This window comes from Candidatus Planktophila vernalis, assembly GCF_002288185.1.
Lineage (GTDB): Bacteria > Actinomycetota > Actinomycetes > Nanopelagicales > Nanopelagicaceae > Planktophila > Planktophila vernalis.
Genome location: NZ_CP016776.1, coordinates 581,677 through 606,406 on the forward strand (window position 1 = coordinate 581,677; position 24,730 = coordinate 606,406).

Sequence of the window (24,730 nt, forward strand, 5' to 3'; positions counted from 1 at the left end):
AGCCTAAAGGTAGGCTTGCCTCCTTACCAATTGAAGCCAAATCAGACCCATAGGAAAGGCCTCCTTCATTATGTCCACGCAGTCAATTCAAAAAACCCGTAAACCCTTCGCCATCGCACTCTTGGTAGTAATTGTTTGGTTTGGCATAACAGGTGTCATGGGTCCTCTGTTTGGCAAGCTTTCTTCGGTTCAAGAGAACAACAACTCTTCTTTCTTGCCTAAGGGTGCTGAAGCAACGAAAGCTTCAGATGTAATTGCTACTTTCTCTGATGAGAAGACCTTCAATTTTCCTACGTTAATTTTATTTGAAGGCACATCAACACCAGAGACATTTGCTGCAATTAATGCCCACATCTCAAAAGTTGGTGCGCTAACACTGGATGGAACAAGCGCAAAGATCTCTGACTTCTTAGCTCCTGGTGCGCAGATAAGTGTCTTTCCATCCCAAGATGGAAAAGCGATTTTGGCAAACATTCCATTAGATGGAAATTCACTCACCAAAGTTCTGCCCAACGATAAGCCAGTCCTACCTGAACTCATCGCAGCGCTTCGCGCAGATATAGGACCAATTGCCAAAGCCAATGGTCTAGAACCTTATGTAACAGGTCCAGGTGGTTTGCTGGGCGATCTCTTTGGCGCTTTTGGAGATATTGATTCTAAATTGCTTTTGACCACTCTTGCAGTTGTTGCAATCATTTTGATTTTCGTTTATCGCTCTCCAGTTTTGTGGATAATTCCACTCTTGTCTTCACTGTTTGCATTATCTACAGCAGGTGGAATTGTTTATCTCTTAGCAAAAAATGACATCATCGATGTTGATGGACAATCCCAAGGTATTCTCTCGGTATTGGTTATCGGTGCTGCCACCGACTACGCACTTCTACTTATCGCTCGATATCGCGAAGAGCTACATCTTCATGAAAGCCGTTTCGATGCGATGAAGAGTGCTTACAAAGGCGTCTGGGAACCAATTCTTGCTTCAGGTTCAACAGTTTCCATCTCATTACTTGTTTTGCTTTTTAGTCAGTTAACAAACACCGCAGGACTTGGTCCAGTTGGAGCAATCGGAATTGTTTGCGCAATGCTCACAATTTTGACCTTACTACCAGCTCTTCTTCTGCTCTTTGGCCGCTGGATATTCTGGCCACGACGACCTCTCTTTGATGGCGATGATCATGTGATGACTGGTGGATGGTCAAAGCTTGCAAATGGAATTGGACGCAATCCTCGCAAGGCGTGGGTTGTTACAGGTTCAGTCCTACTGCTTTTTGCTTTCGCATCAACAACACTTAAAGCTGATGGAATCGGAACAGTCGACACATTCACTGGTAATCCTGAATCAGTTGTTGGACAAAAGCTTCTTGTTACCCACTTCCCAGGGGGAGAGGGTGATCCAACTCAGATTGTTGTGGCCGTCGATAAAATTGATGCGGTAACAGCAGCTGTTAAGAATGCACCTGGTGTAACAGGAATCGTTCCTTTTGTTGATCCAATGACTAAGGTAATGAAGGTTGTTAATAACAAAGCTATTTTAAATGTGACGCTGGATAAGGCTCCAGATAGCGTGGAAGCATCAAATGACATTCCTAAGATTCGCGAACTGGCCCAAGCTGCTGATGAGACCTCATTAGTTGGTGGCACAAGTGCGGTCTATTACGACGTTCGAAAAGCCAATGACAGAGATAACAAGACGATTATCCCAATCATCTTGCTCGTGATCACAATCATCCTTGGATTGCTGCTGCGCAGTATTTTGAGCGCAATAGTTCTTCTCGGAACTGTACTTCTTTCTTATTTTGCAACTCTGGGAGTATGTGCGCTGGTCTTTAATAATGTATTCGGCTTTGCCGGAGGTGATAATTCATTCCCACTCTTTGCCTTCATCTTCTTGGTGGCACTTGGAATTGATTACAACATCTTCCTTATGACTAGAGTGCGCGAAGAAAGTGCCAAGATTGGTACGCGTGCAGGAATCATTAAGGGCGTGACAGTAACTGGTTCAGTTATTACATCTGCCGGAGTGGTTCTAGCAGCAACCTTTGCTGTTCTCGGACTGTTGCCATTGGTGCCGCTAGCTCAGCTTGGCTTTGCAGTGGCCTTTGGAGTTCTCCTAGACACCATCATTGTTCGTTCAATCTTGGTACCAGCAATGGTTCATGAGATCGGTCCAAAGATCTGGTGGCCTTCAAAACTTCAGCATGAAGATATAAAGAGCTAATGCGCGTAGGCATTGCTGGATATGGATTAGCAGGCCGATATTTCCACGCACCTTTGCTTAAAGGGTGTGGGTATGAAGTTGTTGCGATTCAGACCAGTAATGCCGAACGAGCAGGACATGCCGTTGCAGACTTTCCAGATGTCAATGTTGTTGCAACTATTGAAGAGTTAGTTGCTCACAAACTTGATCTAGTCGTTGTTGCCTCTGCAAATCTTGTCCACGCCGAGCATGCATTTGCTGCAATTAATGCTGGAATTCCAGTCGTCGTCGATAAGCCTATGGGGCGCACATTTGCTGAAACTGCAGAGATTATCTCTGCAGGAGAGCGTGCAGGTGTTCCAGTATCAACTTTCTTTAATCGCCGTTGGGATAGTGATGCGCTAACAATTAAGAAAGTTTTAGCATCCGGAGTACTTGGAACTATTCATCGAATGGATTCACGCTTTGAGCGCTTTCGCCCAGAACTCAATAAAGCTTCTTGGCGTGAGAACATGAGCGCTGCCGATGGTGGGGGACAGTTACTAGATTTGCAACCACATCTGATCTCAACTGCTATTGATTGGTTCGGTAAAGCCGAGTTAGTTACATCCACAGTTCGCACCATTCGTGGAGGCGCTGATGATGACGCCGTGTTAGTTCTAAAGCACGATTCAGGTGTTCTTTCAATTCTTTCTGCAAGTGTTGTTGTGGGTGCACCAGGTCCTCGTATCCGTATATTGGGTAGCAAAGGTGCTTTGGTTATCAATGATTTAGATCCTCAAGAGGCCCTACTCAAAGCGGGCAAAATCCCAATGGGTGGTAAATGGGATGTCCCTACGAAATCAAAGACTTTTATCCATCGCGGCGATAGCGTGGAAGAAATAGTTGGCGAAGATGGCAACTACGCCACTTTCTACACTTTGGTAGCTGGGGCAATTGCTGGCACAAACCCATGGCCAATTTCTAATGATGATGCGCTATTAGTTGCTCAAATTATTGACCAGGCACGAAACAACGCACTTCATGTCTAAAAGCAGTGATGTCCTCATTGTTGGTGCTGGTCTAGCTGGGCTCAACGCCGCCATCCAACTCCAAGCTGCGGGGCGTTCTGTAACGGTTATTGAGGCAAGTGATCGCGCAGGTGGACGTGTAGCAAGTGATCACATTGATGGATACATCTGTGATCGTGGTTTCCAACTCATTAATTCTAAGTATCCAGCACTTATGGAACTCGATGTGATCGATGAGATTGATTTCATCCCTGCACCTCGAGTAATTGAAGTCAGTTTAGGAACGGAGCGAATTGCACTAGGTGATCCACGCAAAGCACCATTTTCAGCCCTGCATCGTGGAACCGGTTCCCTAAATGAGAAAGTGAATTTTGCCCGCATTATTTTCTCTAAGTTAAAGGGTGAACAATCACTGGGCCAAGCGCTGCGAAAAGCTGGTTGTGGAACAACATATGAGCGAGTGCTACGTCCATTCTTGCAAGGCGTGTTTTTAGCAGATCCAGACAAAGTTGATGCGCACTATGGGCAAATAGTCATTCGCTCATTTGTGACTGGATCACCTGGTATTCCTAAGTTTGGTGTTGGCCAACTATCACAAGCACTTGCATCTCGGATTGTAGATTTACAACTCAATGTGCGGGCTGAGCGCATTGTGGGTAACACCGTGCAGACATCTGCTGGAGATTTTGCTGCAAAAGATATTTTGATAGCAACGGATGCGACAACTGCGACGCAGTTATTAGAGCTAGGTGAAGTGTGCCGAATGCAAGGCTGTGTGACTTGGTATCACGCAACTGACCAGAATCCATCGGGGACTGGACGCTTGCTTATCGACGGGCAAAAGCGTGGACCGGTCTTTAACTCCCTTGTTATTTCCGATATTTCAAAGGCTTATGCACCTAACGGTATGCATCTGATTTCAAGTACAACCGAGCTTGGAACAACTGATTCAGAAGTGCGCCGTCATCTTTCAACAATGTGGGGCGTTGAAACCCGTGATTGGCAGTTGATCGCAAAGTATGAGATTCCTTCAGCGTTGTCACTTCATGAAGTTGGAAAAGCACTTACACAACCAACGAAGATTTCAGATCATCTCTATGTTGCAGGAGATCACCGAACAGTTCCATCACAGCAAGGCGCCCTCTTTAGTGGCAGCCTGGCTGCGCAATTAATCTTGAACTAGTTGGTTGAGCGCTTCAGTAATGTGGGGATAGTCCCAAGTAAACCCTGCTTCTTGTAATACATGGGGGATCACTTTCTTAGAACCCAGCACTTCAGAGGAAAAACCACCGAGTGCGATCTTTAGTGCAATAGCTGGAGCTGGAAAGAGGGCGGGACGGTGAAGTGCACGCGCTAGGGCTGATGTGAATTCTTGATTAGTAACTGGATTAGGCGAGGTCACGTTCACAGGACCTGAAATTGGATTTTCTAATGCAAAAACGATTGCGCGGATTTGATCATGCAATGTAATCCACGACCACCACTGCTTACCTGAACCAAGTTTTCCACCAAAACCTAAGCGAAAGAGTGGCAACATCTTTCCTAGCGCTCCGCCTGTTGGATCAAGCACTAGTCCTGTGCGAATCTTTACAGTGCGAACATCTGCGGCTAAATCAGCTGCACTTTCCCATTCGCGGCAAACGGCAGCAAGAAAATCATCGCCCACGCGATCTGTTTCAACTACTGCGCGGTTTCCACTCTCTCCATACCAACCAATTGCACTTGCTGAGATAAAGACTTGAGGCTTAAGTTCTGCAACAGCTTTAGCAATAGTTGTAGTTCCGAGTAGACGAGAATTGAGAATTTCAGACTTGTATCTCTTCGTCCAGCGCTTATCGCCAACTCCCACACCAGCCAAGTGAATGATTGCATCCACACCAGCAAGAGGAGCTAAATCAACAAAACCTGTCTTTGGATCCCACTGCACTTCATCGGCTGCAACAGGTGCACGACGAACTAGACGTTGAACTGTGTGGCCTTCAGATTTTAAATGGCCAACGAGGGCAGTACCAATAAGGCCGGAGGAACCGCTAATTGCGATTCTTTGAGGGACGCGCATTACTACTTAGAGTCCCAAATCTGATTCGAAAGCGCCGCCTTCTAGACGTTCTTTCAACGTAACAAGGAATCGGGCTGCATCTGCGCCATCGACTACACGGTGATCGTATGAAAGACCTAGGTAAACCATTGAGCGGATAGCAATAGTCTCTCCGCCATCTTCACCGCGAACAACCATTGGACGCTTAACAACTGCGCCTAAGCCAAGGATTGCTACCTGCGGTTGATTAATAATTGGTGTGTCAAAGAGTGCTCCGCGGCTACCAGTATTTGTGAGTGTGAAAGTTCCGCCACCTAATTCATCTGGAGTTACCTTGTTATCGCGTGTACGAGCAGCAAGATCTGAAATCTTGCGTGCGATGCCGCCCATATTCAAATCACCAGCGTTTGCAATAACAGGAACTAGGAGTCCGCGCTCTGTATCAACAGCAACTCCTAGGTGTTCTGCTCCGTGATAAGTAATTTGATCGCCCTCAACGGATGAGTTAAGAACTGGGTGTTGCTTGAGTGCTTCACATACTGCAACTGCAAAGAATGGAAGGAAGGAAAGCTTGACGCCTTCACGGGCTTCAAATGATGCCTTTGCCTTATCGCGCAGACGAGAAATCTTTGTTACATCAACTTCCACAACAGTTGTTAGCTGGGCACTTACCTGAAGTGATTCAACCATTCTGGCTGCAATAACTTTGCGAAGTCGAGACATTGTCACAGTTGTTCCACGAAGTGGAGAGACTGCAACTGCAGCTGGCTTAGCAGCAGAAGGTGCTGGAGCAGTTGGTGCAGGTGCTGAATATGAAGGAGTTGCAGGCTTTGCTAGAAATTCAACATCTTCACGTCGAATACGTCCACCGATTCCAGTTCCCTTAACGTTTGCAAGATTTACGCCAAGTTCATTTGCAAGCTTTCGAACTAGGGGAGTCACATATGCATCAATAGGTTGTGTAACAGGTGCTGCCGCAACTGGAGCAGGTGCAGAGACAACAGGTGCTGCTGCAACTGGCGCAGCGACCACAGGTGCTGCAACGACTGGCGCAGGTTTTGGAGCAGCAGGTGCTGCTACTGGCGTTGCTCCGCTAGTACCAATTAATCCAAGACGTGCTCCAACTGGAACAGTTGTATCAACGGCAACATCAATAGCCAATAGAGTTCCTGCAACTGGTGAAGGAATCTCAGTATCAACTTTGTCTGTTGAAACCTCTAGTAATGCTTCATCTACGGCAACAGAGTCACCAATGTTTTTTAGCCAACGAGTAACAGTTCCTTCGCTCACGCTCTCACCCAATGCAGGCATTGTGATTACTGTGCCGGCTCCTGCTGCAGCAGGTGCTGCAGCTACTGGTGCAACGGGTGCAGGTGCAGCAGCAACTGGGGCTGCTGGCGGTGGAGTTACAGGTGCTGCAGGAGCAGCAGCTACTGGCGCAGATGGAGCAGGTGCAGCAGCGCCATCAGCAATGATTGCTAACTCTGCGCCAACTGGAACTGTCTGATCAACTTGAACAACAATTTTTGTAAGAGTTCCAGCAACAGGTGAAGGAATCTCGGTATCTACTTTGTCAGTTGATACTTCAAGAAGTGGTTCATCAACATTGACATGGTCGCCTTCGGACTTTAACCAACGTGTAACTGTTCCTTCGCTAACACTTTCACCAAGTGCCGGCATCGTTACGGAAAATGTCATTATTTTCTCTCCTTGGTTATCCGTGTGCGTGAAGCGGTTTGCCTGCAAGAGCCATATGAGCTTCGCCCATTGCCTCAGACAGTGTTGGGTGTGCATGGATCAGGGATGCAACATCGGTTGCACGTGCTTCCCAGTTAAAGATTAACTCTGCTTCAGCCAAAAGTTCGCCGACACGAGCGCCGACCATGTGCACTCCAAGAATTGGGCCATCTTTTTCACCAACAAGTTTGATTGAACCAGCAGTTCCCAGAATCTGAGCCTTACCATTTCCAGCCAAGTCATAACTAAGTTCGACAACATCATGACCGCGCTTTTTAGCCTCTGCAGTTGTTAAACCAACGGAGGCAACTTCTGGATCTGAGTAAGTAACGCGTGGAATTCCATCGTAGTTAATTGGACGGGGATTTAATCCTGCGATTTCCTCAGCAACGAGCATGCCTTCAGCAAAACCAACGTGTGCCAATTGCAGCGTTGGAATTAAATCTCCAACAGCCCAGATGCCTGGAACATTGGTACGGCACTTGTTATCAACGATCACATAACCACGATCCATTGTGATTCCCTGCTCTTCATAGCCAAGGTTTGCAGATACTGGACCACGACCAACAGAGACCATCAAAAGATCTGCGGTGAATTCTTTGCCATCTTCTAAAGTAATTGTTACGCCTTTTTTGCTCTTGGCAGCAGATTTGAATTTAACGCCAAGTTCAAAGTTAATTCCACGCTTGCGGAAAGCACGCTCTAACTGCTTGCTTGAGCTCTCATCCTCTAGTGCAATCAGATGAGGAAGGCCTTCAATAATTGTTACTTCTGAACCAAAAGATTTCCAGACAGATGCAAACTCGCAACCAATCACTCCGCCGCCAAGAACGATGACTGACTTTGGAACATAATCCATCTTTGTTCCATGATCGGATGTAATGATCTGCTTGCCATCAATTTCAAGGCCAGGCAAAGTGCGCGCATATGAGCCAGTTGCAAGGATGATGTTCTTGCCGGTGTAGCGCTGTCCGTTTACTTCAACCGTGTCTTTAGAAACTAACTTTCCATGACCTTCGATGTATGTGATGTTTCGTGACTTCACTAAACCTTGTAGACCTTTGTGAAGACGGGAGATAACACCGTCCTTGTATGAATTAACGCCATCCATATCGATGCCATTAAATGTGGACTTCACGCCGAACTTAGAACCTTCGCGGGCACCATCTGCGATTTCAGCTGAGTGCAAAAGCGCTTTCGTCGGGATGCAGCCCTTATGTAGACAGGTTCCACCAACTTTGTCGGCTTCGATTAAAGCAACTGAGAGGCCAAGCTGCGCACCGCGCAAAGCGCAGGCATAGCCACCGCTTCCGCCACCCAGAATTACTAAATCAAATTGCGACACTGCGCTACCCCTTTTACCTCGAGCTCAGGGCTCTATCCTGCCGTACCTACGCCTGTTCGACCAATCTCACGAGTGAGCGCATGCTCACACCTGTTCCACCGACTGGCGTGTATCCGTGGGGCTTACCCTCATTAAAGGCCGGACCTGCAATATCAAGGTGTAACCATGGAAGATCATCACTTACAAACTCTTTTAAAAATAGGCCAGCAACCATCATGCCGCCGTTCTTATCGCCTCGGTTAGCGATATCTGCAACTGGAGAATCAAGAGAGGCTCGAAGCTCGACAGGTAAAGGCATGGGCCAGAACTGCTCGCCTGTCTCTTTTGCAATTGCGATAAATGAATCACTAAAGCTTTGGTTGTTTGTCATGACTGCGCCAGTGCGAGTACCCAGCGCAACAACTTGGGCTCCAGTTAAAGTGGCTACATCAATCATGCCATCTAGCTTATTTTTGCCAGATTGAGCTTTCACCATTGCATCGGCAAGAACTAAGCGACCTTCAGCATCAGGGTTGAGAACCTCAACAGTTTTTCCGCCAAAGATGGTGATGACATCACTTGGACGCGTGGCAGTATCACTTGGCATATTTTCAGCAAGTGGTGCCCAGCAATCAATTGCCACAGGTAGTGCAAGTTCTGCGATAGCCAACGTTGCAGCACATACCGCTGCCGCACCGCTCATATCGCACTTCATTGCTTCCATACCAAAACCTGGCTTGAGATTGAGACCGCCTGTGTCAAAGGTGATTCCTTTGCCAACAAGTGCAAAGCGCTTAACATTTTTAGCTTTTGGTGTGTAAGAGATATAGAGCAGGCGTGGGGGATTAGCAGATCCCTGTCCCACACCAATGATGCCGCCAAAGCCTTGAGATTTGAGTTGCTTCTCATCCCAGATAGTTATCTTCAAGCCAGCTTTAGCACCGCCGGCCGCTTTAAAGCTTGCAGCAAGTTTTTTAGTAAATGAGTCAGGGGTTAAGTGGCTAGGAGGTGTGTTGATCAGATCACGCACAAGGTGTGTGTACTTAGCAATTATCGATGCACGATTTGTAATCTCTTTAGCTTCACTTTTGCCCGCTAGCTTTGAGAAGATCGTTGCTGACTTCAATGCACTCTTATGGCTATCTTTTGAAGATCCGCGGAAATCATTGAAAACGTAAGCACCAAGGGCCGCGCCTTCTGCAACAGCGCTCACACCTGCTAGATCGCGAGTCGGTAGGGCAAAAGTTGCTCCACTATTTCCTGCCAGCGCTCTAGATGCACTACCTGCTGCTCTGCGCAAAACTTCATGAGAGTAAGTAGAAGATTTAGGACCAAGACCTGTGAAGACCATCAGCCGTGCTGGTCCACCAGGCATCTTTGTTACTTCATCGGCTTTTCCAGTTGCACCCATCTCAAGTAAAGAGGCCAGAAGAGATTTTGAATCAAGGGCTAAATCACCTGATTCGATGGCGATGCCACCTTTTGTGTTGGTGCTAACCAGACCCACAACAAGGAGATCATCTTTAACGAGGCCATCTGAGATTTTGAGTGTTGTCATAGGTGCCAGCGTAATAGATGTATTGGTAGGTTCACACTATGAAGCACTCACCTTTACACGATAAGCATCTAGCCCGAAATGCCAAGATGGCCGATTTCGGTGGTTGGCTGATGCCTATCGAGTATCCAGGGGCAGGAGTTCTAGCCGAGCATGGCGCGGTCCGCGAAAAGGTGGGCATTTTCGATGTCTCGCATTTAGGCAAAGCCAGTGTGACTGGAAAAGGTGCTCTTGAGTTCCTCAATTCAATGTTTACCAACGACCTTGGTCGAATTGGAAATGGCTTTGCCCAATACACCCTGCTGTGTAATGAAAAGGGAGGGGTCATTGATGACCTTATTGCATATCGAAATAGTGAAGAAGATTTCTTTTTAGTCCCAAATGCATCAAATACCACTGATGTTGTTGCAACTTTAAATGCTCATGTCCCAGCGGGAATTACTGTGACAAATCTACATACTGAGTATGCAGTAATTGCTGTGCAGGGCCCACTGGCACCAGCAGTGATGCAATCACTTGGGGTTAATACCGCCATTGATTACATGGCATTTGAAAAAGTAAGCATCGGGGGAGCAGACGTAATTTTGTGCCGTACCGGTTACACAGGCGAACTCGGTTATGAACTTCTACCTAAGACTGCAGATGCCTCCAAAGTCTGGGATGCAATCGTTGCAGCGATAGAACCTGTGGGTGGATTAGTGTGTGGCCTCGGAGCGCGTGACACATTGCGCACTGAAATGGGTTACCCACTACACGGCCATGAACTCTCACTAGAGATCACTCCGGTGGAAGCAAGTGCCACATGGGCCATTGGTTGGGACAAGAGTGGGTTTCTTGGCTCAGAGGTTTTGAAATCACAAAAGGCTCAAGGTGCAAAGCGCCGAAGCGTTGCAATTAAATCTTTGGACCGTGGAATTCCACGTGGTGGAATGAGTGTGAAAACAAAGGATGGCGCAGCCCTAGGTGAAGTGACGAGCGGGACCTTTTCCCCATCACTTAAAGTGGGGATAGGAATCGCGCTCCTTGATGCATCTGTGAAAATCGGTGATCAGTTAGTTATTGATGTGCGAGGCCGGGACTCAATGGTGGAAGTTGTAAAACTTCCCTTTATGCCTTCACACGTTCGTTAAATTCAATCGGCTCTAAAAATGCAGCGCGGGTCTTAGTTCTACGCAGCGCTGATAAAACAGCCTTACCTGAAAACACCAAGAGAATCGTCGTAAAGACTGCCCGGGGGATATCCCAGGCCATTGCTGTGGCAAAGTGAAAAGTGATGAAACGAGAGAGGTTTTCACTTATTGCGCCATTGGCGATGTAAGACAATTGTGTGTCAGCACCCAGCGCCCAAGGCCAAAACTGTAGATCCATCAAGATTCCAAATACCTGTGCAGCGATGATGCCAAAGAAAATCAGAAGCAACATTTCTTTCCAGCCTCTAAGTTTTTTACCGCCAAGCATTCCTGCAGCCATTCCAATCCAAGCTGCTGCAAATGCTTGGTAACCCAGCCATGGACCAACACCACCGGTAAGTAGGGCTGAAACAAACATTGATGTAAGTCCCAAAATAAATCCAAAAGAGGGACCAAAGACACGAGCGCTCAGAATCAAAATAAACCACATGGGTTCAATTCCAACGGCTCCTGCACCTAGCGGGCGAAGAGCTGCAATGAGTGCCGATAAAACACCTAGGAGGGCAACTGATTTTGCATCTAACGCTGAGTTAGAAATTTGAACGATTACTAAAATGAATGCAACGGTGAGTGCTGCCCAAAAGAAAAGCTGCGTGCGTGGAAGTGATTGTCCATTATAGAAAAATGGCCAGAGAAATCCAGCAGCAGAAATCAAGGAAGCTAATGCAAGTACTGATGTACCAATGGGAGAAAATCTCACAACATCATTAGTGCGCATCATTTATCCGCCTCAATAGCTCGGACCACATCGGCCACCGTTAACCAAGGTTGCGGCGCCATGATCTTTGAAACTTGCGGTGCAAAAGCTGGAGAAGATAGGAGAACATCAATGGTTGGTCCATCTGCAACGATGTCACCATCTGCAACAAAGATTGTTCGGGTGGCTAATTCAGCTACTAACTCAACATCGTGGGTAGCGATAATGACGCTTCGATTAAAGACTCGAGCAAAATCAATAAGCATCTTGGTCAATACTCGTTTGGCCTGATAATCCAAACCTCGAGTTGGCTCATCCAGGATAAGAAGGCGCGGATTAGCCGATAGAACCACGCTCAAAGCTAAACCTAAGCGCTGTCCTTCAGAGAGATCGCGGGGATGGGTATGGGTCGAAATTCCAGGAACAAGTTGGGAAAGAAGTGTGAAAGTTGTCCCAGCATCAATTTGATTATCTGAATCGGCTTGCTTGCACTCTTCAGCAACACTTTGCCCATAGAGCAGATCACTTGGCTCTTGTGGAATATAGCCAACGTTTTCTCGCCTTTGCTTACTGTGCAGTTTCTGCGAATCAATACCGTTCACGATTACTTGACCAGCTGCGTTATCGCTTACCCCAGCAATGGCACGTAGCAGTGAGCTCTTGCCGGCTCCGTTGCGACCCATAATCGCAACAATCTCATTTTCATAGATAGTTGCTGAAAGAGAATTCACTGCATTCTTGCCACTATAGGAAATAGTGAGGTCTTTAATGTTTACACATGGCTTGGAAGAGATACTCGCGGTTTCTTGTTGAGTGACTTCGTGTGAGTCTCTAAACTCTTGCGTCATTCGGCGCATTTCGCGAACAGAAACACCAATCTCTTTTAACCCGAGTGTTCTCGCCAACTCAACTATTGGTGGGGCAATGGGGGAGTTCATCAGGATTTCTTCAGGGGTTCCAACAACGGCAGTTCCTGCACCATTAATGTGAACAATGCGATCAGCAAACTGAATTACTCGCTCTAACTTATGTTCTGCGATAACAACTGTCAGGCTCAAATCGTGGACTAGGCGGTGAAGAATTGAGAGCACTTCTTCTGCAGCAATTGGATCGAGTGCACTTGTTGGTTCATCTAGAACTAAGACTTTTGGATGGGCAACCAAGGCACTTGCTATAGCAACGCGTTGTTGTTCTCCTCCACTTAATGTTGCAATCGTGCGATTTCGAAGGGCAGCCAATGACATTAAATCCAATACTTCTTCCACGCGCTTTCGCATAGTTTCATTGGAAAGATTTAAGGCCTCCATGCCAAATACGAGTTCTTCTTCAACCGTATCTGCCACAAAGCCATTAATGGGGTTTTGTCCCACAATTCCAATCAAATGCGCCAGGCCACCAGGCTTTACTTCTGCAGTTGATATTCCATCTACTTCAATACTTCCAGCCAAGATGCCGCCGGTGTGGTGGGGAACAAGGCCATTGATGAGGCGTAGCAATGATGATTTACCTGAACCTGTTGGTCCAATAACTAGAACTAACTCTCCTTCAGCGATTTGAAGGTTGAGATCTTCAATAACTGTTGTTGTGGAGTTTGGGTAGATAAGTGAAACGTTAGAAAACTTAATCATGAAAGACCCACAACCGCTAAGCCGGCAATGACAACGGCCACATCAATTCGTGCCCATTTGATCGGGCGATACTTAGATCTCTTTTTGCTAATTCCGTACCCACGTGAATCCATGGCTGCAGCTAAATCAAGTGATCTAGCTAAGGACTCTTCAAGTAATGGAAGAGCAATACGTTTGAAGGATTTAACCCCGTGGGTCTTCTGACCACGCAAACGCTGTGCCATACGAATACGAGAGACAGCTGAAACTAATTGTGGAAGCACTGAAGTGGCAATAACAACGCTAATTCCAAATTCATAGACATAGACAGGCAAAACGCGCAGCAAGCGGTGTGGACTTGTCAGTGATGCAGCTGCGCCAAAAACCACAAGGATTGCGCAGATGATGATTCCTTCAGAAACCGATGAAGTTAAGCGCTCTAAGGTCACGGCGCCACCAATTCGAATACCGGGCATCCAACTAGGCAGTGGCAGACGAGGGATAGTGAAAAGGGTTGTTCCTGGGATTGGAACACCAATGAGCACGCCAATAATCGCTCGAATTGAGATGATCCAAAGGGATAGCTTCAAAGTTGCGTTAAATGATCGTCCCCATGGGGCGTCATCTCGTTGCGTAAAGACAATCACTGACATAACACCCACTGCCGCGATGGCAAAGACTGGAGAGTTCACTCGGGTTATTGCAAAGGCAACGGCCCCCGAGAAAATCCACCACGTCAGTGGGTGAAATGAAAGTTTTTTCATTAAGGAATTACTTGGTCTTAATCAAAGATTTAGGTGTTGGGATTTCAACACCGCATTCCTTTGCTGGGTAGCCACCAAGGCCGCAGATCAAGCCAGAGGAAGCAGCACGGATCTTTGTGACCTGACCAAGAACATCAATTCCCTGTGAAGTTTTTGCCGTGCGAACGCAGGTAGTGATTGTTTTCTTTGGAGATTCACCTTTGGGTGCCCAGGCTTTTGAACCAAACTCAATGACTAGTCCGATTCGCTTAGTGTCTGTGTCACCTTTAACACCAGCACAGATCTTTGCAAAGCTAGGTTTTACTGCGGGCGCAAGAGAAGGGATATCGTCAGCGCCAAATACAAATGACCAACCTTCAACTGCGCCATCTGCGATATCAACTGTCGGTCCTGTCATTGCAGCAGTCCACTTTGTTGCACCTGGAGCTGCTTGGAAATAACCCCAGTAGCGCCAGCCTTTGCCAGCAGCCTGTGATTGGGGGATAAAGAGAACTGATGTGGAAAGAATGAGTAGTGAAATAAGTAATGCTTTAATCTTCATTGCTGTGGGGCCTCTCGATTGTGAAAGAGTCTCACAGGGAGCAGTGCCGCGCGAATAAGAGATAAATAAAAATCTCAAAGACATGTGGACCACACCCCGCAAACCTCGGCGGGTGTTTGTCTAAAACCAATCATTAGGTAATCCGACTATACGGTTGCGGGTCAGCGTCGGAATTTCACCGAACTTCCCCTAATGAAGGGCGTATTAAGTTGTGTGCGTAGGAAAGCACATAGTGATTGGTTTGGCAACAAGGCGCGCAAGGACTTAGAGTTCTAGGCATGGAATATCGTCGCCTTGGCAGTACTGGAATGTATGTATCCGAGATTTCTTATGGAAACTGGATTACTCACGGCTCACAAGTTGAAGCCGACTCTGCAATCAAATGTGTGAAGACCGCACTTGATTGTGGAATCACAACTTTTGATACTGCCGATGTTTATGCAGGTACGCGCGCCGAGAAAGTACTTGGTAAAGCGCTCAAAGGTGTTCGTCGTGAGTCATATGAGCTGTTTACTAAGGTCTACTGGCCAACAGGCCCAGGCAAAAACGATCGCGGCCTTTCTCGCAAGCACATTATTGAATCCTGTAACGCATCCCTCAAGCGCCTGCAAACAGATCACATTGATCTCTATCAAATGCACCGCTTTGATTTTGAGACTCCATTGGAAGAATCACTCAGTGCCTTTGATGACTTGATTCGTGCTGGCAAAGTTCACTACATCGGATTCTCAGAATGGACTGCTAGCCAAATCGCTGCAGCTTTAAAGATTCAAGATGCAAAAGGCTATAACCGCTTTGTTTCAAGCCAGCCTCAATACTCAGCGCTATGGCGCGTGATTGAAGCAGAAGTAGTTCCGCTTTCTCAAAAGGAAGGCATTGGCCAAATTGTTTGGTCGCCCATGGCACAAGGTGTTTTAACTGGAAAGTATTTGCCAGGGAAGAAACCACCTGCCGGCTCACGTGCTACCGATAAAAAGGGTGGCGCTGGAATGATTTCTAAGTGGATGAAGGATGATGTTTTAACGGCCGTTCAAAACCTTAAGCCAATTGCAGATCAAGCAGGGTTAACAATGTCTCAGCTCTCTGTTGCTTGGGTTTTGCAAAATCCAAATGTCTCAAGTGCAATTGTGGGTGCTACCAAGCCATCTCAGGTTAAGGAAAACGTGAAGGCTGCTGGAGTAAAACTAGATGCAGAGACCATGAGAGCCATTGATAAAGCTTTAGGCAATCTTCCTGAGAAGGATCCAGCTCAAAACATCAGCCCTAATCCAAGAGCTTAATTAACTACGTCGCCCACTTTGGTTTGTGGGTGAGGAGCACGAAGACGACGCATCTGTGTTGAGCGAAGCCATGCATACATTGCTAGGCCCTTTGTACTAGAAGTTGGGTATTTGGAGTTAATGATGCGCTTAATTTTGCGTCCCAAGAAAACTCCATCAATGATTGCAACAAGCAGAACTGCATACATCAGAGCAATTGCTGCAAATTGAACTGCAGGCACTTGAATCAAAGTCAGTACTAAGACTATGAAAATAATTGGCAGGAAGTATTCACCGATTGAGCGACGAGCATCAACGTAGTTACGGACAAAACGGCGCTCTGGGCCTCTATCTCGTAGTGGCATCGCACTCTCGTCACCGCGCAAATATGCAGCTCGCGAGTTAACGCGATCTTGTCTGGAAGCCAACTTCTGGGCGCGCTTTTGCTCCTTGGTGACAACAGGGGATAGGGATGAAACCTTCACCTTTGCCTGGGCATCTTTGCGCTTTGGGGTTGGACGGCCTTTGCCAGTTGAGTCAGTAGTCATAGGGAGAACTATAGAAGGGTGGGGCAAAACCACAAATATTCACGGTACGTCACAACTCGCGCCAGGGGAGAGGGAAAGGTAGGCTTGGAGCAAACAAGGAGAGAAAATGACTACAGAAGTTACAACCACTGGTCTTGCCCTAACCGATGTTGCTGCTGCAAAGGTAGCTGCGCTTTTGGCGCAAGAAGGTCGCGATGATTTGAATCTTCGTGTTGCTGTTCAACCTGGTGGATGCTCTGGTCTTCGTTATCAGCTCTACTTTGATGATCGCAATCAAGATGGCGACATCGTCCGCGAATTTGGTTCAGTAAAGGTCATCGTAGACAAGATGAGTGATCCTTACTTGATGGGTGCAACTGTTGATTTCGTTGACACCATCGAGAAGCAAGGCTTCACAATTGATAACCCAAATGCAGCAGGTTCTTGCGCATGCGGCGATTCATTTAACTAATAAAACCTAAAAAAGGCCCTAGTATCGCCACATGAAAATCGGCGTAGCGGGATCAGTTGGCTTAGATCACTTGATGACTTTCTCCGGAAAGTTCACTGATTCATTTGTCGCAGGTTCATTAGAAAAAGTCTCACTCTCATTTTTAGTAGATAGTTTGGATGTTCGCCGTGGAGGATGTGCGGCCAATATCTGTTATGGCATGGGTGTCCTTGGTTTAAATCCAGTACTCATTGCCGCTGTTGGTAAAGACTGGGCAGATTATGAAGCCTGGCTTTCACGCCACGGTGTGGACACATCACACGCACTTGTTTCAACTTCTTTGTATACCGCCCACTTTATGGTCACAACTGATGATGACCTGAATCAGATCGCATCCTTTTTCCCAGGTGCGATGAGTGAGGCCCGCAATATTGAATTAGGACCCATTATGGAAAAAACCGGCCGCTTCGACATGGTCGTGATTTCACCAGATGATCCTCAAGCGATGTTGCATCACTCTGATGTCTGCCGCAAAGAAGGCATCCCATTTGCTGCAGATCCTTCCCAGCAAATGGCACGAATGTCAGGTGAGGAAATCAAACTTCTCATCGATGGCGCTTCTTATCTTTTCCTGAATGAATACGAACTTGCCCTAGCCATGCAAAAGACGGGCTGGAGTGATCGTGAGATTTTGGAGCATGTGAAGATCCGTGTGGTGACCTTGGGATCAAAGGGTGCCAAAGTTGAAAGTGCAGCTGGGGAGTTCGTTCAAGTAGGAGTGCCCAAGGAGAAATCAAAGACAGATCCAACAGGTGTTGGAGATTCATTTAGATCAGGCTTTATCGCCGGCCTTGCTTGGGGTTTGAGCCATGAGAGATGCGCCCAGTTGGGATCTTTGATTGCCACCTACGTGATAGAGACGATGGGAACCCAGGAATATCGCTTTAGTAGTGATGAGTTCTTAGCCCGCTTTGAAGCTGCTTATGGGGCAGAAGCGGCCTCGCAAATAGCGCCACACCTTAGTTTTTAAGGCCTAAGAATCTGTGACACGAACCACGAGGGTGGCCCCTTAAGCCGATGCCACGCAAGCGCGCTTTGCGCTCTATCCTTACCCCTATGCCGTTAAAAGCGCTTAAATTCCTACGAGGCCTTCTCCTTCTGAGCCCGGCGTTCTTGCTCACGGGTTGCTCAAAAGTTTCAGGCCTTGGCTTTGAAGAGGGATTATCTAGTGTTAACGATCAATCATTATCGCTATGGCAAGGCGCATGGATAGCTGCAGGTGTTGTTGGAGTCTTCACATTAATTTTAATTTTATGGCCAGCGTTTTTTCATCGCCTTAAAAATGACAGCCCAGAGTTTCCCAAGCAAACTCAGTACAACATTCCAGTTGAAGTTCTCTACACAATTATCCCATTTATTATCGTTGCAGTTCTTTTCTATTTCACTGCTCAGAAGCAAACTGTTATTACAGCTAAGACCGATACGTACAAGCATGAGATTACAGTCGAAGGTATTCAGTGGTCATGGCAATTTGGTTACCCAGAAGCAGGTCCTGATGCCGTAGTTACTGGCACACCTGCCCAGCCACCTGTTCTCTATGTTCCACTGGGCGAGCGAGTGCGCTACACAATTACTGCAAACGATGTTATTCATGGATTCTGGATTCCAGCTTTCATGATTCAAATGCAGAACATTCCAGGAGTTACTAATTATTTGGAATTTACAGCCAACAAGCTCGGTGATTTTCCAGGACGTTGCAACATCTTGTGTGGACGAAATCACTCACAAATGCTTTTCACGGTTCGCGTAGTAACACCAGCGCAGTACCAGGCTTATCTTGAAACGATTAAGGGGAATGGCGCATGACAACTTACGCAGAACGCCCAACGATTTCTGACTTGCCACCACTACCGGCCAAAAAAGGTAGAGCATTCGTAAAGTGGGTTACTTCTACTGATCACAAGACCATCGGATATCTATATCTGATGACATCTTTTGCATGGTTTCTTATTGGTGGAGTTTTAGCGCTCCTGCTTCGCTCAGAGCTTGCCCGCCCAGGAATGCAGTTCTTGAGCGCGGAGCAGTACAACCAGATTTTCACCATGCACGGAACGATTATGTTGCTCATGTTTGCAACACCATTGTTCGTTGGCTTTGCAAACGTGATTATGCCGTTGCAAATCGGCGCAGCTGATGTGGCTTTCCCTCGTTTGAACATGCTCTCTTATTGGCTCTACCTCTTTGGTGGCCTCATGGCATTTGCTGGCTTCCTATCACCTGGAGGAGCAGCATCATTTGGTTGGACTGTTTACGTTCCACTCTCAAATGCACAGTATTCACCGGGTATCGGTGCAGACCTGTGGTTACTAGGTCTTGCAGTGAGCGGTATCGGAACAATTCTTGGTGGCGTTAACTTCATTACAACTATTTTCACAATGCGCGCTCCTGGTATGACGATGTTTCGCATGTCGATCTTCTCTTGGAACGTATTGCTGACATCAATCCTTGTTCTTCTAGCTTTCCCTCCACTTGCTGCAGCCCTACTTGGTCTGGAGTCAGATCGCATTTATGGCACGCATCTTTTTGATCCGGCAAATGGTGGGGCGATGTTGTTTCAGCACTTGTTCTGGTTCTTTGGACACCCCGAGGTTTATATCTTGGCACTTCCATTCTTTGGAATTGCAACAGAGATTTTGCCAGTCTTTAGTCGCAAGCCAATCTTTGGTTATAAAGGTTTGATTGCCGCAACTATCGCAATTGCGGCCTTATCTGTTGCAGTGTGGGCACACCATATGTTTGCAACTGGACAAGTCCTCTTGCCGTTCTTCTCGTTTATGACTTTCCTTATCGGTGTTCCAACTGGTGTGAAGTTCTTCAACTGGATCGGAACGATGTGGCGCGGTCACGTTACTTTTGAAACTCCAATGCTCTGGGTTATGGGCTTCCTTGTTACTTTCCTTTTCGGAGGATTAACAGGAATTATCTTGGCTTCACCTCCACTAGATTTTGCAGTTTCTGCTAGTTACTTCGTCGTTGCTCACTTCCACTATGTTCTATTTGGAACTGTGGTCTTTGCGATGTTTGCAGGCTTCTACTTCTGGTGGCCAAAGATGACTGGTCGCATGCTTAACGAGCGTCTAGGAAAGATTCACTTCTGGACAACTTTCTTCGGCTTCCACCTAACATTCCTTATCCAGCACTGGCTAGGAATTAAGGGCTTCCCTCGTCGTTATGCCGATTACCTACCAACTGATGGCTTTACATTTATGAATGAAGTTTCAACAATCGGTTCATTCTTACTTGCGTTCTCAATGATTCCATTTATGGTCAACATCTGGATTACCCGCAAGGCACCACTAGTTGGTGTTGATGATCCTTGGGGTTATGGAGCATCACTTGAGTGGGCAACAACATGTCCACCACCTCGCCACAATTTCTTAACTATGCCTCGCATCTCATCAGAGCGTCCAGCATTTGATCTGCACTATCCACACGTTAAGACAGAAGGGCACTAATAAACTATGAAGGTTTCTTGGCAGCTATTTATCGGTCTGGCGTTGTTCTATGTTTTGATGACAGTGATTTATTGGCAAGTGGGCGGTGAGCCAGTAGGAATTGGCGGCATGTTACTTGCTGCAGCACTTGCTGGAATGGTTGGTTTTTATGTGTGGTTCACACAACGCCGTATTGGACAGATTCTTCCGGAAGATAATCTCACCGCATTAATCTCTGATGGCGCAGGAGAACTTGGTTTCTATAGCCCGCACTCATGGTGGCCATTACCAGTTGCATTGAGTATGTGTGCGTTGACGCTCTCGTTGATCATTGGTTGGTGGCTAACTGTCATCTCACTAGGTGCTCTAGTTATCTCCATCATCGGAATGGTGACTGAGTATGAGAAGCCGATTGCGGTTTCAGCTCACTAATGTCAAAAGTACGTGCAGAGATTTTGGATGTTGATTATCCAAATACGGCTGCTGCACGAATCGTAATAAATGCACCAGCTTCAAAGATATTTGAACTATTAGCTAATCCTCGTGCCCATGCATCTTTTGACGGTTCAGGCAGTATTAAAAAGAGTATTTCGGGACCAGTTCGTCTTCATCAAGGTGCAAAATTTGGAATGGCGATGAATATTAAGGTGCCATATCGCATAACAAACACCGTTGTGGCTTTTGAAGAGAACAAGAAAATTACCTGGTGTCACCTCATGAAGTGGACCTGGTCATATGAACTCCACGATTTGGGTAATTCAACAACTCAAGTTACTGAAATCTTCGATGGCCATTCAATTCCAGCTTTTTCTCGTTGGTGGCTAAAGAAGACTGGAGCTGTGGTTAGAAATCCAAAGTCTATGGCTAAGAGTTTGGTGCAACTAAAAGCGTTGTGTGAAGGTTGAAAACCGCTCGTTTAGCCCCCTTTCTTTTTGTCTTCCTGTGGAGCACTGGCTTTGTAGGAGCTAAGTACGGCCTTCCCTATGCAGATCCCTTCATCTTCTTATCGGTGCGCATATTTATTGCCGCTGGCATTCTCTTCATCGCAGCCCGCTTCATGCACGCACAGATTGCACTGTCTCGAAGTGAAATAAATAAATCTGCACTCATTGGATTGTTCTTGCATGCGTTTTATCTTGGGGGAGTCTTCTTTGCAATCTCCAAAGGTGTCTCTGCTGGAGTGGCAGCAGTGATTACTAGTTTGCAGCCAGTCTTTGTTTCAATCTTGGCTGTGAAAGTTCTAGGTGAGAAGTTGCGCTGGAGCCAGTTTGCAGGATTAGTAACAGGATTGATTGGCGTTGTGTTAGTTCTAGGTCCGAGCTTTGATAGTTCAGTCTCCACTGTAGGAATTGCCGCAGTCTTTGTTGCACTCCTAGGAAGCACCACAGCAACCCTGATGCAAAAGAAATTTGGTGCTGGCATTCCTATGTTGGCTGGAACTGCCTATCAATACCTAGCAGCAGGTCTAGTCCTTGGCATCGCAGCTATTGCAACGGGTGGGACACGCATTGATCTCACGCCCAAGTTTGCTGGCGCAATGATCTGGCTAATTTTTGCCCTATCTGTGGGCGCAGTTCTTCTTCTGCTTCGACTACTCAACAACGGCAGCGCCGCTTCGGTCTCATCGCTGTTCTATTTAGTTCCACCAGCAACAGCCATTGAGGCATATGTCTTATTTGGCGAAAAAGTAAACACCCAAGGCTTCCTTGGAATAGGAATTACCGCCCTGGGTGTTTGGCTTGTAATACGCAGAACCAACTAGTGGTTTTCGATCTCCTTTAATTCTTGCTCAGTTACCTTAGGAACAGAGACTGCATGCGCCTTGCTCAAACGGCGTTGAATCTTGTTCTTTATTGCACCGGGTCTGCGAACACCACGAGCATCAACATCCTCAATCTCAAGCGGTACTAACTGCTCGTGAGATTGCAATAGGTAAGCCTTCTCTGGAGAGATAGGCGCGTGAACTTCTACGAACTCACCGTGTGGCAAGCGAAGTAGGCGACCAGTCTCTGCTCCGTGAAGGAGAAGTTCGCGATCTGCACGTTGCAATGACAAACACAGACGCTTTGTGATGATGAAAGCTAGCGGTGGAAGAATAAAGATTCCTATGCGAGAGAACCACATGATTTGGTTAATCGATAGATCAAAATTCGTCGCGATAATGTCATTTCCACCGTTGATAAGTGAAATCATTACAAAGGTAATTGACATGACACCAAGTGCGGTGCGGTTTGGCACGTTGCGTGGTCGATCTAGTAAGTGATGCTCACGCTTATCGCCAGTAATCCAACTCTCGATGAATGGATAGAGCGCCATACCTGTGAAGATAATTCCAGGAACAATTACTGCTGGAATTAAAATATTCCAGGAAATGGTGTGACCGAATGCGTGAGTTTCTAATGGGGGAGCCATTCGCACAAGACCATCGAGCCAGCCCATGTACCAGTCAGGTTGCGAACCTGCTGAAATTTGTCCAGGAGTGTATGGACCATAGAGCCAGATCGGGTTAATGGAGGCAACGGCTGATATGAATGCGGTGATTCCAAATACTACGAAGAAGAATCCACCAGCTTTAGCCATGTAGACCGGCAAAATTGGGTGACCAACAACGTTGTTTTCTGTGCGACCAACACCTGGGAACTGTGTGTGCTTCTGGTACCAAACCAACATCACGTGAATCGTGATGACAGCTAAGAAGATTCCAGGAATGATCAAAATATGCAGGGTAAAGATGCGCGGGATAAAGTCGGTTCCCGGGAATTCTCCACCGAATAAAAAGAATGCAGCGTATGTGCCAACTACTGGAATAGCTTGAATAATCGCTGAAGTAATACGTAATCCAGTTCCAGAGAGCAAGTCATCAGGAAGTGAATAACCAAGAAGTCCCTCTACTAGACCAAGAGTGAGTAGGAGAATTCCAAGGATCCAGTTGAACTCACGTGGCTTTCTAAATGCGCCAGTGAAGAACACGCGCAAAAGGTGGGCAACGATTGCAGCCATGAAGATGTTTGCGGCCCAGTGGTGAATTTGGCGCATTAAGAGACCGCCGCGAACTTCAAATGAGATATTTAAAGTTGAGGCATATGCAGCCGACATCTTTAGACCTTGGAGTGGCTCATAAGAGCCGTTATAAACAATTTCCTTTTGGGAAGGATCAAACCAGAATGTTAAGAAAGTTCCTGAGAGCAACAAAATGATAAATGAATACATACACACTTCACCGAACATGAACGTCCAGTGATCAGGGAAGACCTTGTTCAGGGACTTCTTAACCCACTTGGCAGCACCAAGGCGCTCATCAACAAAGTTAGCTGCGGTGCCGATCTTCTTTTCAGTAGTTGTCATTGTGAGTTTCGCTCCCAGAAACTAGGTCCGACTGCTTCATTAAATGGTGCACGTGCTACTAAATAACCTTCAGCATCGACTGTGATGTCGAGTTGAGGCAATGGTCTAGCTGCGGGTCCAAAGATGACCTTGGCAGCGCGAGTCACATCAAATGTTGATTGGTGACATGGACACAAGAGGTGTTTTGTTGTTTGTTCATAGAGTGCAACTGCGCATCCCATATGTGAACAAATCTTTGAAAAGGCGATAATTCCTTCATGGGTCATCGCAAGGCGATCTGGCTCTAACTGGAACTCTTCTGGTCGCAAACGAATCAGGAGAACAGGATCTTTTGCGATATCACTCAATGGACGATGTTCCATGTCAGCAACAGCGGGCAAAACCTGAACTACAGAGCCAACTTCAAGGTCTGAGGCCAAGATAGGACGGTTGCCCGGATCAGTGAGCAGGCGAGTTCCTGCTTTCCAGTTCGTCATCTCCAACTTTTTTCCAGGTAGTGGACCAAGATCGCGAAGGAGTAGAACAGGAGGAAGAGCAAAGAGGCCAACGGCTGCGCCAAGTGAGCGCTTGATTAACTTACGGCGACCGAGTTGAACTCCAGCCACACCCTCTTTAACAGTTTGAACTAACTCTGCACGATCTTCATCACTTGAACGAAATTCGTGGCGGTGATTAACAATCTCTTTATCTGGCATCAAAGTTTTGGCCCAGTGAATTGCAGCGATGCCAATAAAGAACAGCGACATAGCCATACCAATACCGATTCCTAATTGCTGAGCGTTCTGATTGCCCATAATCGGAATGAAGATGAATACAGTGTCTTTAACAAAGATGTAGGAATAAATCAGAAGAAGCGAACCAAAACCAGAGAGACCAAAGAGAATCGCTACTTGTTGCTCTGCACGCTTTTCGGATGCAGGATGTACATCTGTCGCACGTGGTGCATGTTGAGGCAGTGCTGAGTCATCAATAGGAGTTAATTCATTAGACACGA

23 protein-coding genes and 1 riboswitch are annotated in these 24,730 nt (G+C 46.8%); of the genes, 12 read left to right on the forward strand and 11 right to left on the reverse strand.

Going from position 1 to position 24,730, the window contains the following annotated elements; translation table 11 throughout:
* Positions 1–70: 70 nt before the first annotated feature.
* The 3 genes from A7sIIA15_RS03105 to A7sIIA15_RS03115 are packed head-to-tail and all read left to right on the forward strand — an operon-like array spanning position 71 to position 4,390.
* Positions 71–2,218 carry an MMPL family transporter gene (locus A7sIIA15_RS03105; protein WP_095685742.1) on the forward strand — a complete coding sequence of 716 codons (2,148 nt, stop codon included), beginning with the start codon at positions 71–73 and terminating at the stop codon, positions 2,216–2,218.
* Positions 2,218–3,228 (forward strand): Gfo/Idh/MocA family protein, encoded by a 1,011-nt coding sequence (locus A7sIIA15_RS03110; protein ID WP_095685743.1) that lies wholly within the window; start codon positions 2,218–2,220, stop codon positions 3,226–3,228. Before A7sIIA15_RS03105 ends, A7sIIA15_RS03110 begins: the two co-directional genes overlap by 1 nt.
* Complete coding sequence (locus tag A7sIIA15_RS03115; protein WP_095685744.1) at positions 3,221–4,390, forward strand: protoporphyrinogen/coproporphyrinogen oxidase; 1,170 nt, start codon at positions 3,221–3,223, stop codon at positions 4,388–4,390. The genes A7sIIA15_RS03110 and A7sIIA15_RS03115 overlap by 8 nt, the downstream gene beginning before the upstream one ends.
* On the opposite strand, the gene A7sIIA15_RS03120 is transcribed toward A7sIIA15_RS03115, so the two are convergent.
* Genes A7sIIA15_RS03120 through A7sIIA15_RS03135 form a run of 4 tightly spaced genes read right to left on the reverse strand, consistent with a single transcriptional unit; the run spans position 4,376 to position 9,864 of the window.
* A complete protein-coding gene (locus tag A7sIIA15_RS03120) occupies positions 4,376–5,266 on the reverse strand; it encodes a TIGR01777 family oxidoreductase (RefSeq protein ID WP_095685745.1) in 891 nt (296 codons plus the stop codon). The genes A7sIIA15_RS03115 and A7sIIA15_RS03120 overlap by 15 nt on opposite strands.
* A 6-nt stretch (positions 5,267–5,272) precedes the next feature.
* The gene (gene sucB, locus A7sIIA15_RS03125; protein ID WP_095685746.1) at positions 5,273–6,943 is read right to left on the reverse strand and encodes a 2-oxoglutarate dehydrogenase, E2 component, dihydrolipoamide succinyltransferase; all 1,671 of its coding nucleotides are present in this window, start codon (positions 6,941–6,943) and stop codon (positions 5,273–5,275) included.
* A 16-nt stretch (positions 6,944–6,959) separates the two neighbouring features.
* Entirely contained in the window at positions 6,960–8,327 is a 1,368-nt protein-coding gene (gene lpdA / locus A7sIIA15_RS03130) for a dihydrolipoyl dehydrogenase (RefSeq protein ID WP_095685747.1), read from the reverse strand.
* Positions 8,328–8,373: 46 nt separating this feature from the next.
* Entirely contained in the window at positions 8,374–9,864 is a 1,491-nt protein-coding gene (locus A7sIIA15_RS03135) for a leucyl aminopeptidase (protein WP_095685748.1), read from the reverse strand.
* 38 nt (positions 9,865–9,902) lie between these two features.
* Here A7sIIA15_RS03135 and gcvT point away from each other — a divergent pair, with 38 nt between their 5' ends.
* Positions 9,903–10,991, forward strand: coding sequence for a glycine cleavage system aminomethyltransferase GcvT (gene gcvT, locus A7sIIA15_RS03140; protein WP_095685749.1), 1,089 nt, complete (start codon positions 9,903–9,905; stop codon positions 10,989–10,991).
* On the opposite strand, the gene A7sIIA15_RS03145 is transcribed toward gcvT, so the two are convergent.
* Genes A7sIIA15_RS03145 through A7sIIA15_RS03160 form a run of 4 tightly spaced genes read right to left on the reverse strand, consistent with a single transcriptional unit; the run spans position 10,969 to position 14,660 of the window.
* The gene (locus A7sIIA15_RS03145) at positions 10,969–11,772 is read right to left on the reverse strand and encodes an ECF transporter S component (RefSeq protein ID WP_223298292.1); all 804 of its coding nucleotides are present in this window, start codon (positions 11,770–11,772) and stop codon (positions 10,969–10,971) included. The genes gcvT and A7sIIA15_RS03145 overlap by 23 nt on opposite strands.
* Positions 11,769–13,376 (reverse strand): ABC transporter ATP-binding protein, encoded by a 1,608-nt coding sequence (locus A7sIIA15_RS03150; RefSeq protein ID WP_095685750.1) that lies wholly within the window; start codon positions 13,374–13,376, stop codon positions 11,769–11,771. The genes A7sIIA15_RS03145 and A7sIIA15_RS03150 overlap by 4 nt, the downstream gene beginning before the upstream one ends.
* Positions 13,373–14,119, reverse strand: a complete 747-nt coding sequence (locus A7sIIA15_RS03155) for an energy-coupling factor transporter transmembrane component T family protein (RefSeq protein ID WP_095685751.1) — start codon at positions 14,117–14,119, stop codon at positions 13,373–13,375. Before A7sIIA15_RS03155 ends, A7sIIA15_RS03150 begins: the two co-directional genes overlap by 4 nt.
* Before the next feature lie 7 nt (positions 14,120–14,126).
* Positions 14,127–14,660: an SCO2322 family protein gene (locus A7sIIA15_RS03160; protein ID WP_095685752.1), complete on the reverse strand. Its 534-nt coding sequence runs from the start codon at positions 14,658–14,660 to the stop codon at positions 14,127–14,129.
* Positions 14,661–14,790: 130 nt separating this feature from the next.
* A riboswitch (adenosylcobalamin-variant (AdoCbl-variant) riboswitch) is annotated at positions 14,791–14,856 on the reverse strand.
* A gap of 82 nt (positions 14,857–14,938) precedes the next feature.
* On the opposite strand from A7sIIA15_RS03160, the gene A7sIIA15_RS03165 reads away from it, so the two are divergent.
* A complete protein-coding gene (locus A7sIIA15_RS03165) occupies positions 14,939–15,940 on the forward strand; it encodes an aldo/keto reductase family protein (RefSeq protein WP_095685753.1) in 1,002 nt (333 codons plus the stop codon).
* Here A7sIIA15_RS03165 and A7sIIA15_RS03170 read toward each other — a convergent pair.
* Positions 15,937–16,467: a DUF3043 domain-containing protein gene (locus A7sIIA15_RS03170; protein ID WP_095685754.1), complete on the reverse strand. Its 531-nt coding sequence runs from the start codon at positions 16,465–16,467 to the stop codon at positions 15,937–15,939. The two genes, A7sIIA15_RS03165 and A7sIIA15_RS03170, sit on opposite strands and share 4 nt — an antisense overlap.
* Before the next feature lie 106 nt (positions 16,468–16,573).
* Here A7sIIA15_RS03170 and erpA point away from each other — a divergent pair, with 106 nt between their 5' ends.
* Genes erpA through A7sIIA15_RS03205 form a run of 7 tightly spaced genes read left to right on the forward strand, consistent with a single transcriptional unit; the run spans position 16,574 to position 22,153 of the window.
* The gene (gene erpA / locus A7sIIA15_RS03175; protein WP_095685755.1) at positions 16,574–16,918 is read left to right on the forward strand and encodes an iron-sulfur cluster insertion protein ErpA; all 345 of its coding nucleotides are present in this window, start codon (positions 16,574–16,576) and stop codon (positions 16,916–16,918) included.
* A gap of 31 nt (positions 16,919–16,949) precedes the next feature.
* Positions 16,950–17,927, forward strand: a complete 978-nt coding sequence (locus A7sIIA15_RS03180) for a carbohydrate kinase family protein (protein WP_095685756.1) — start codon at positions 16,950–16,952, stop codon at positions 17,925–17,927.
* Positions 17,928–17,974: 47 nt separating this feature from the next.
* Positions 17,975–18,763 (forward strand): aa3-type cytochrome oxidase subunit II, encoded by a 789-nt coding sequence (gene ctaC, locus A7sIIA15_RS03185; protein WP_223298293.1) that lies wholly within the window; start codon positions 17,975–17,977, stop codon positions 18,761–18,763.
* Positions 18,760–20,412, forward strand: a complete 1,653-nt coding sequence (gene ctaD / locus A7sIIA15_RS03190; protein WP_095685757.1) for an aa3-type cytochrome oxidase subunit I — start codon at positions 18,760–18,762, stop codon at positions 20,410–20,412. The genes ctaC and ctaD overlap by 4 nt, the downstream gene beginning before the upstream one ends.
* Positions 20,413–20,418: 6 nt before the next feature.
* Positions 20,419–20,823: a cytochrome c oxidase subunit 4 gene (locus tag A7sIIA15_RS03195; protein ID WP_095658548.1), complete on the forward strand. Its 405-nt coding sequence runs from the start codon at positions 20,419–20,421 to the stop codon at positions 20,821–20,823.
* Positions 20,823–21,296, forward strand: a complete 474-nt coding sequence (locus A7sIIA15_RS03200) for an SRPBCC family protein (protein WP_095685758.1) — start codon at positions 20,823–20,825, stop codon at positions 21,294–21,296. The genes A7sIIA15_RS03195 and A7sIIA15_RS03200 overlap by 1 nt, the downstream gene beginning before the upstream one ends.
* Entirely contained in the window at positions 21,293–22,153 is an 861-nt protein-coding gene (locus tag A7sIIA15_RS03205; protein WP_095685759.1) for a DMT family transporter, read from the forward strand. The genes A7sIIA15_RS03200 and A7sIIA15_RS03205 overlap by 4 nt, the downstream gene beginning before the upstream one ends.
* Here A7sIIA15_RS03205 and qcrB read toward each other — a convergent pair.
* Both qcrB and qcrA read right to left on the reverse strand, forming a co-directional pair.
* Entirely contained in the window at positions 22,150–23,736 is a 1,587-nt protein-coding gene (gene qcrB / locus A7sIIA15_RS03210; protein ID WP_095685760.1) for a cytochrome bc1 complex cytochrome b subunit, read from the reverse strand. The genes A7sIIA15_RS03205 and qcrB overlap by 4 nt on opposite strands.
* Complete coding sequence (qcrA, locus tag A7sIIA15_RS03215) at positions 23,733–24,728, reverse strand: cytochrome bc1 complex Rieske iron-sulfur subunit (RefSeq protein WP_095685761.1); 996 nt, start codon at positions 24,726–24,728, stop codon at positions 23,733–23,735. Before qcrA ends, qcrB begins: the two co-directional genes overlap by 4 nt.
* Positions 24,729–24,730: the final 2 nt, after the last annotated feature.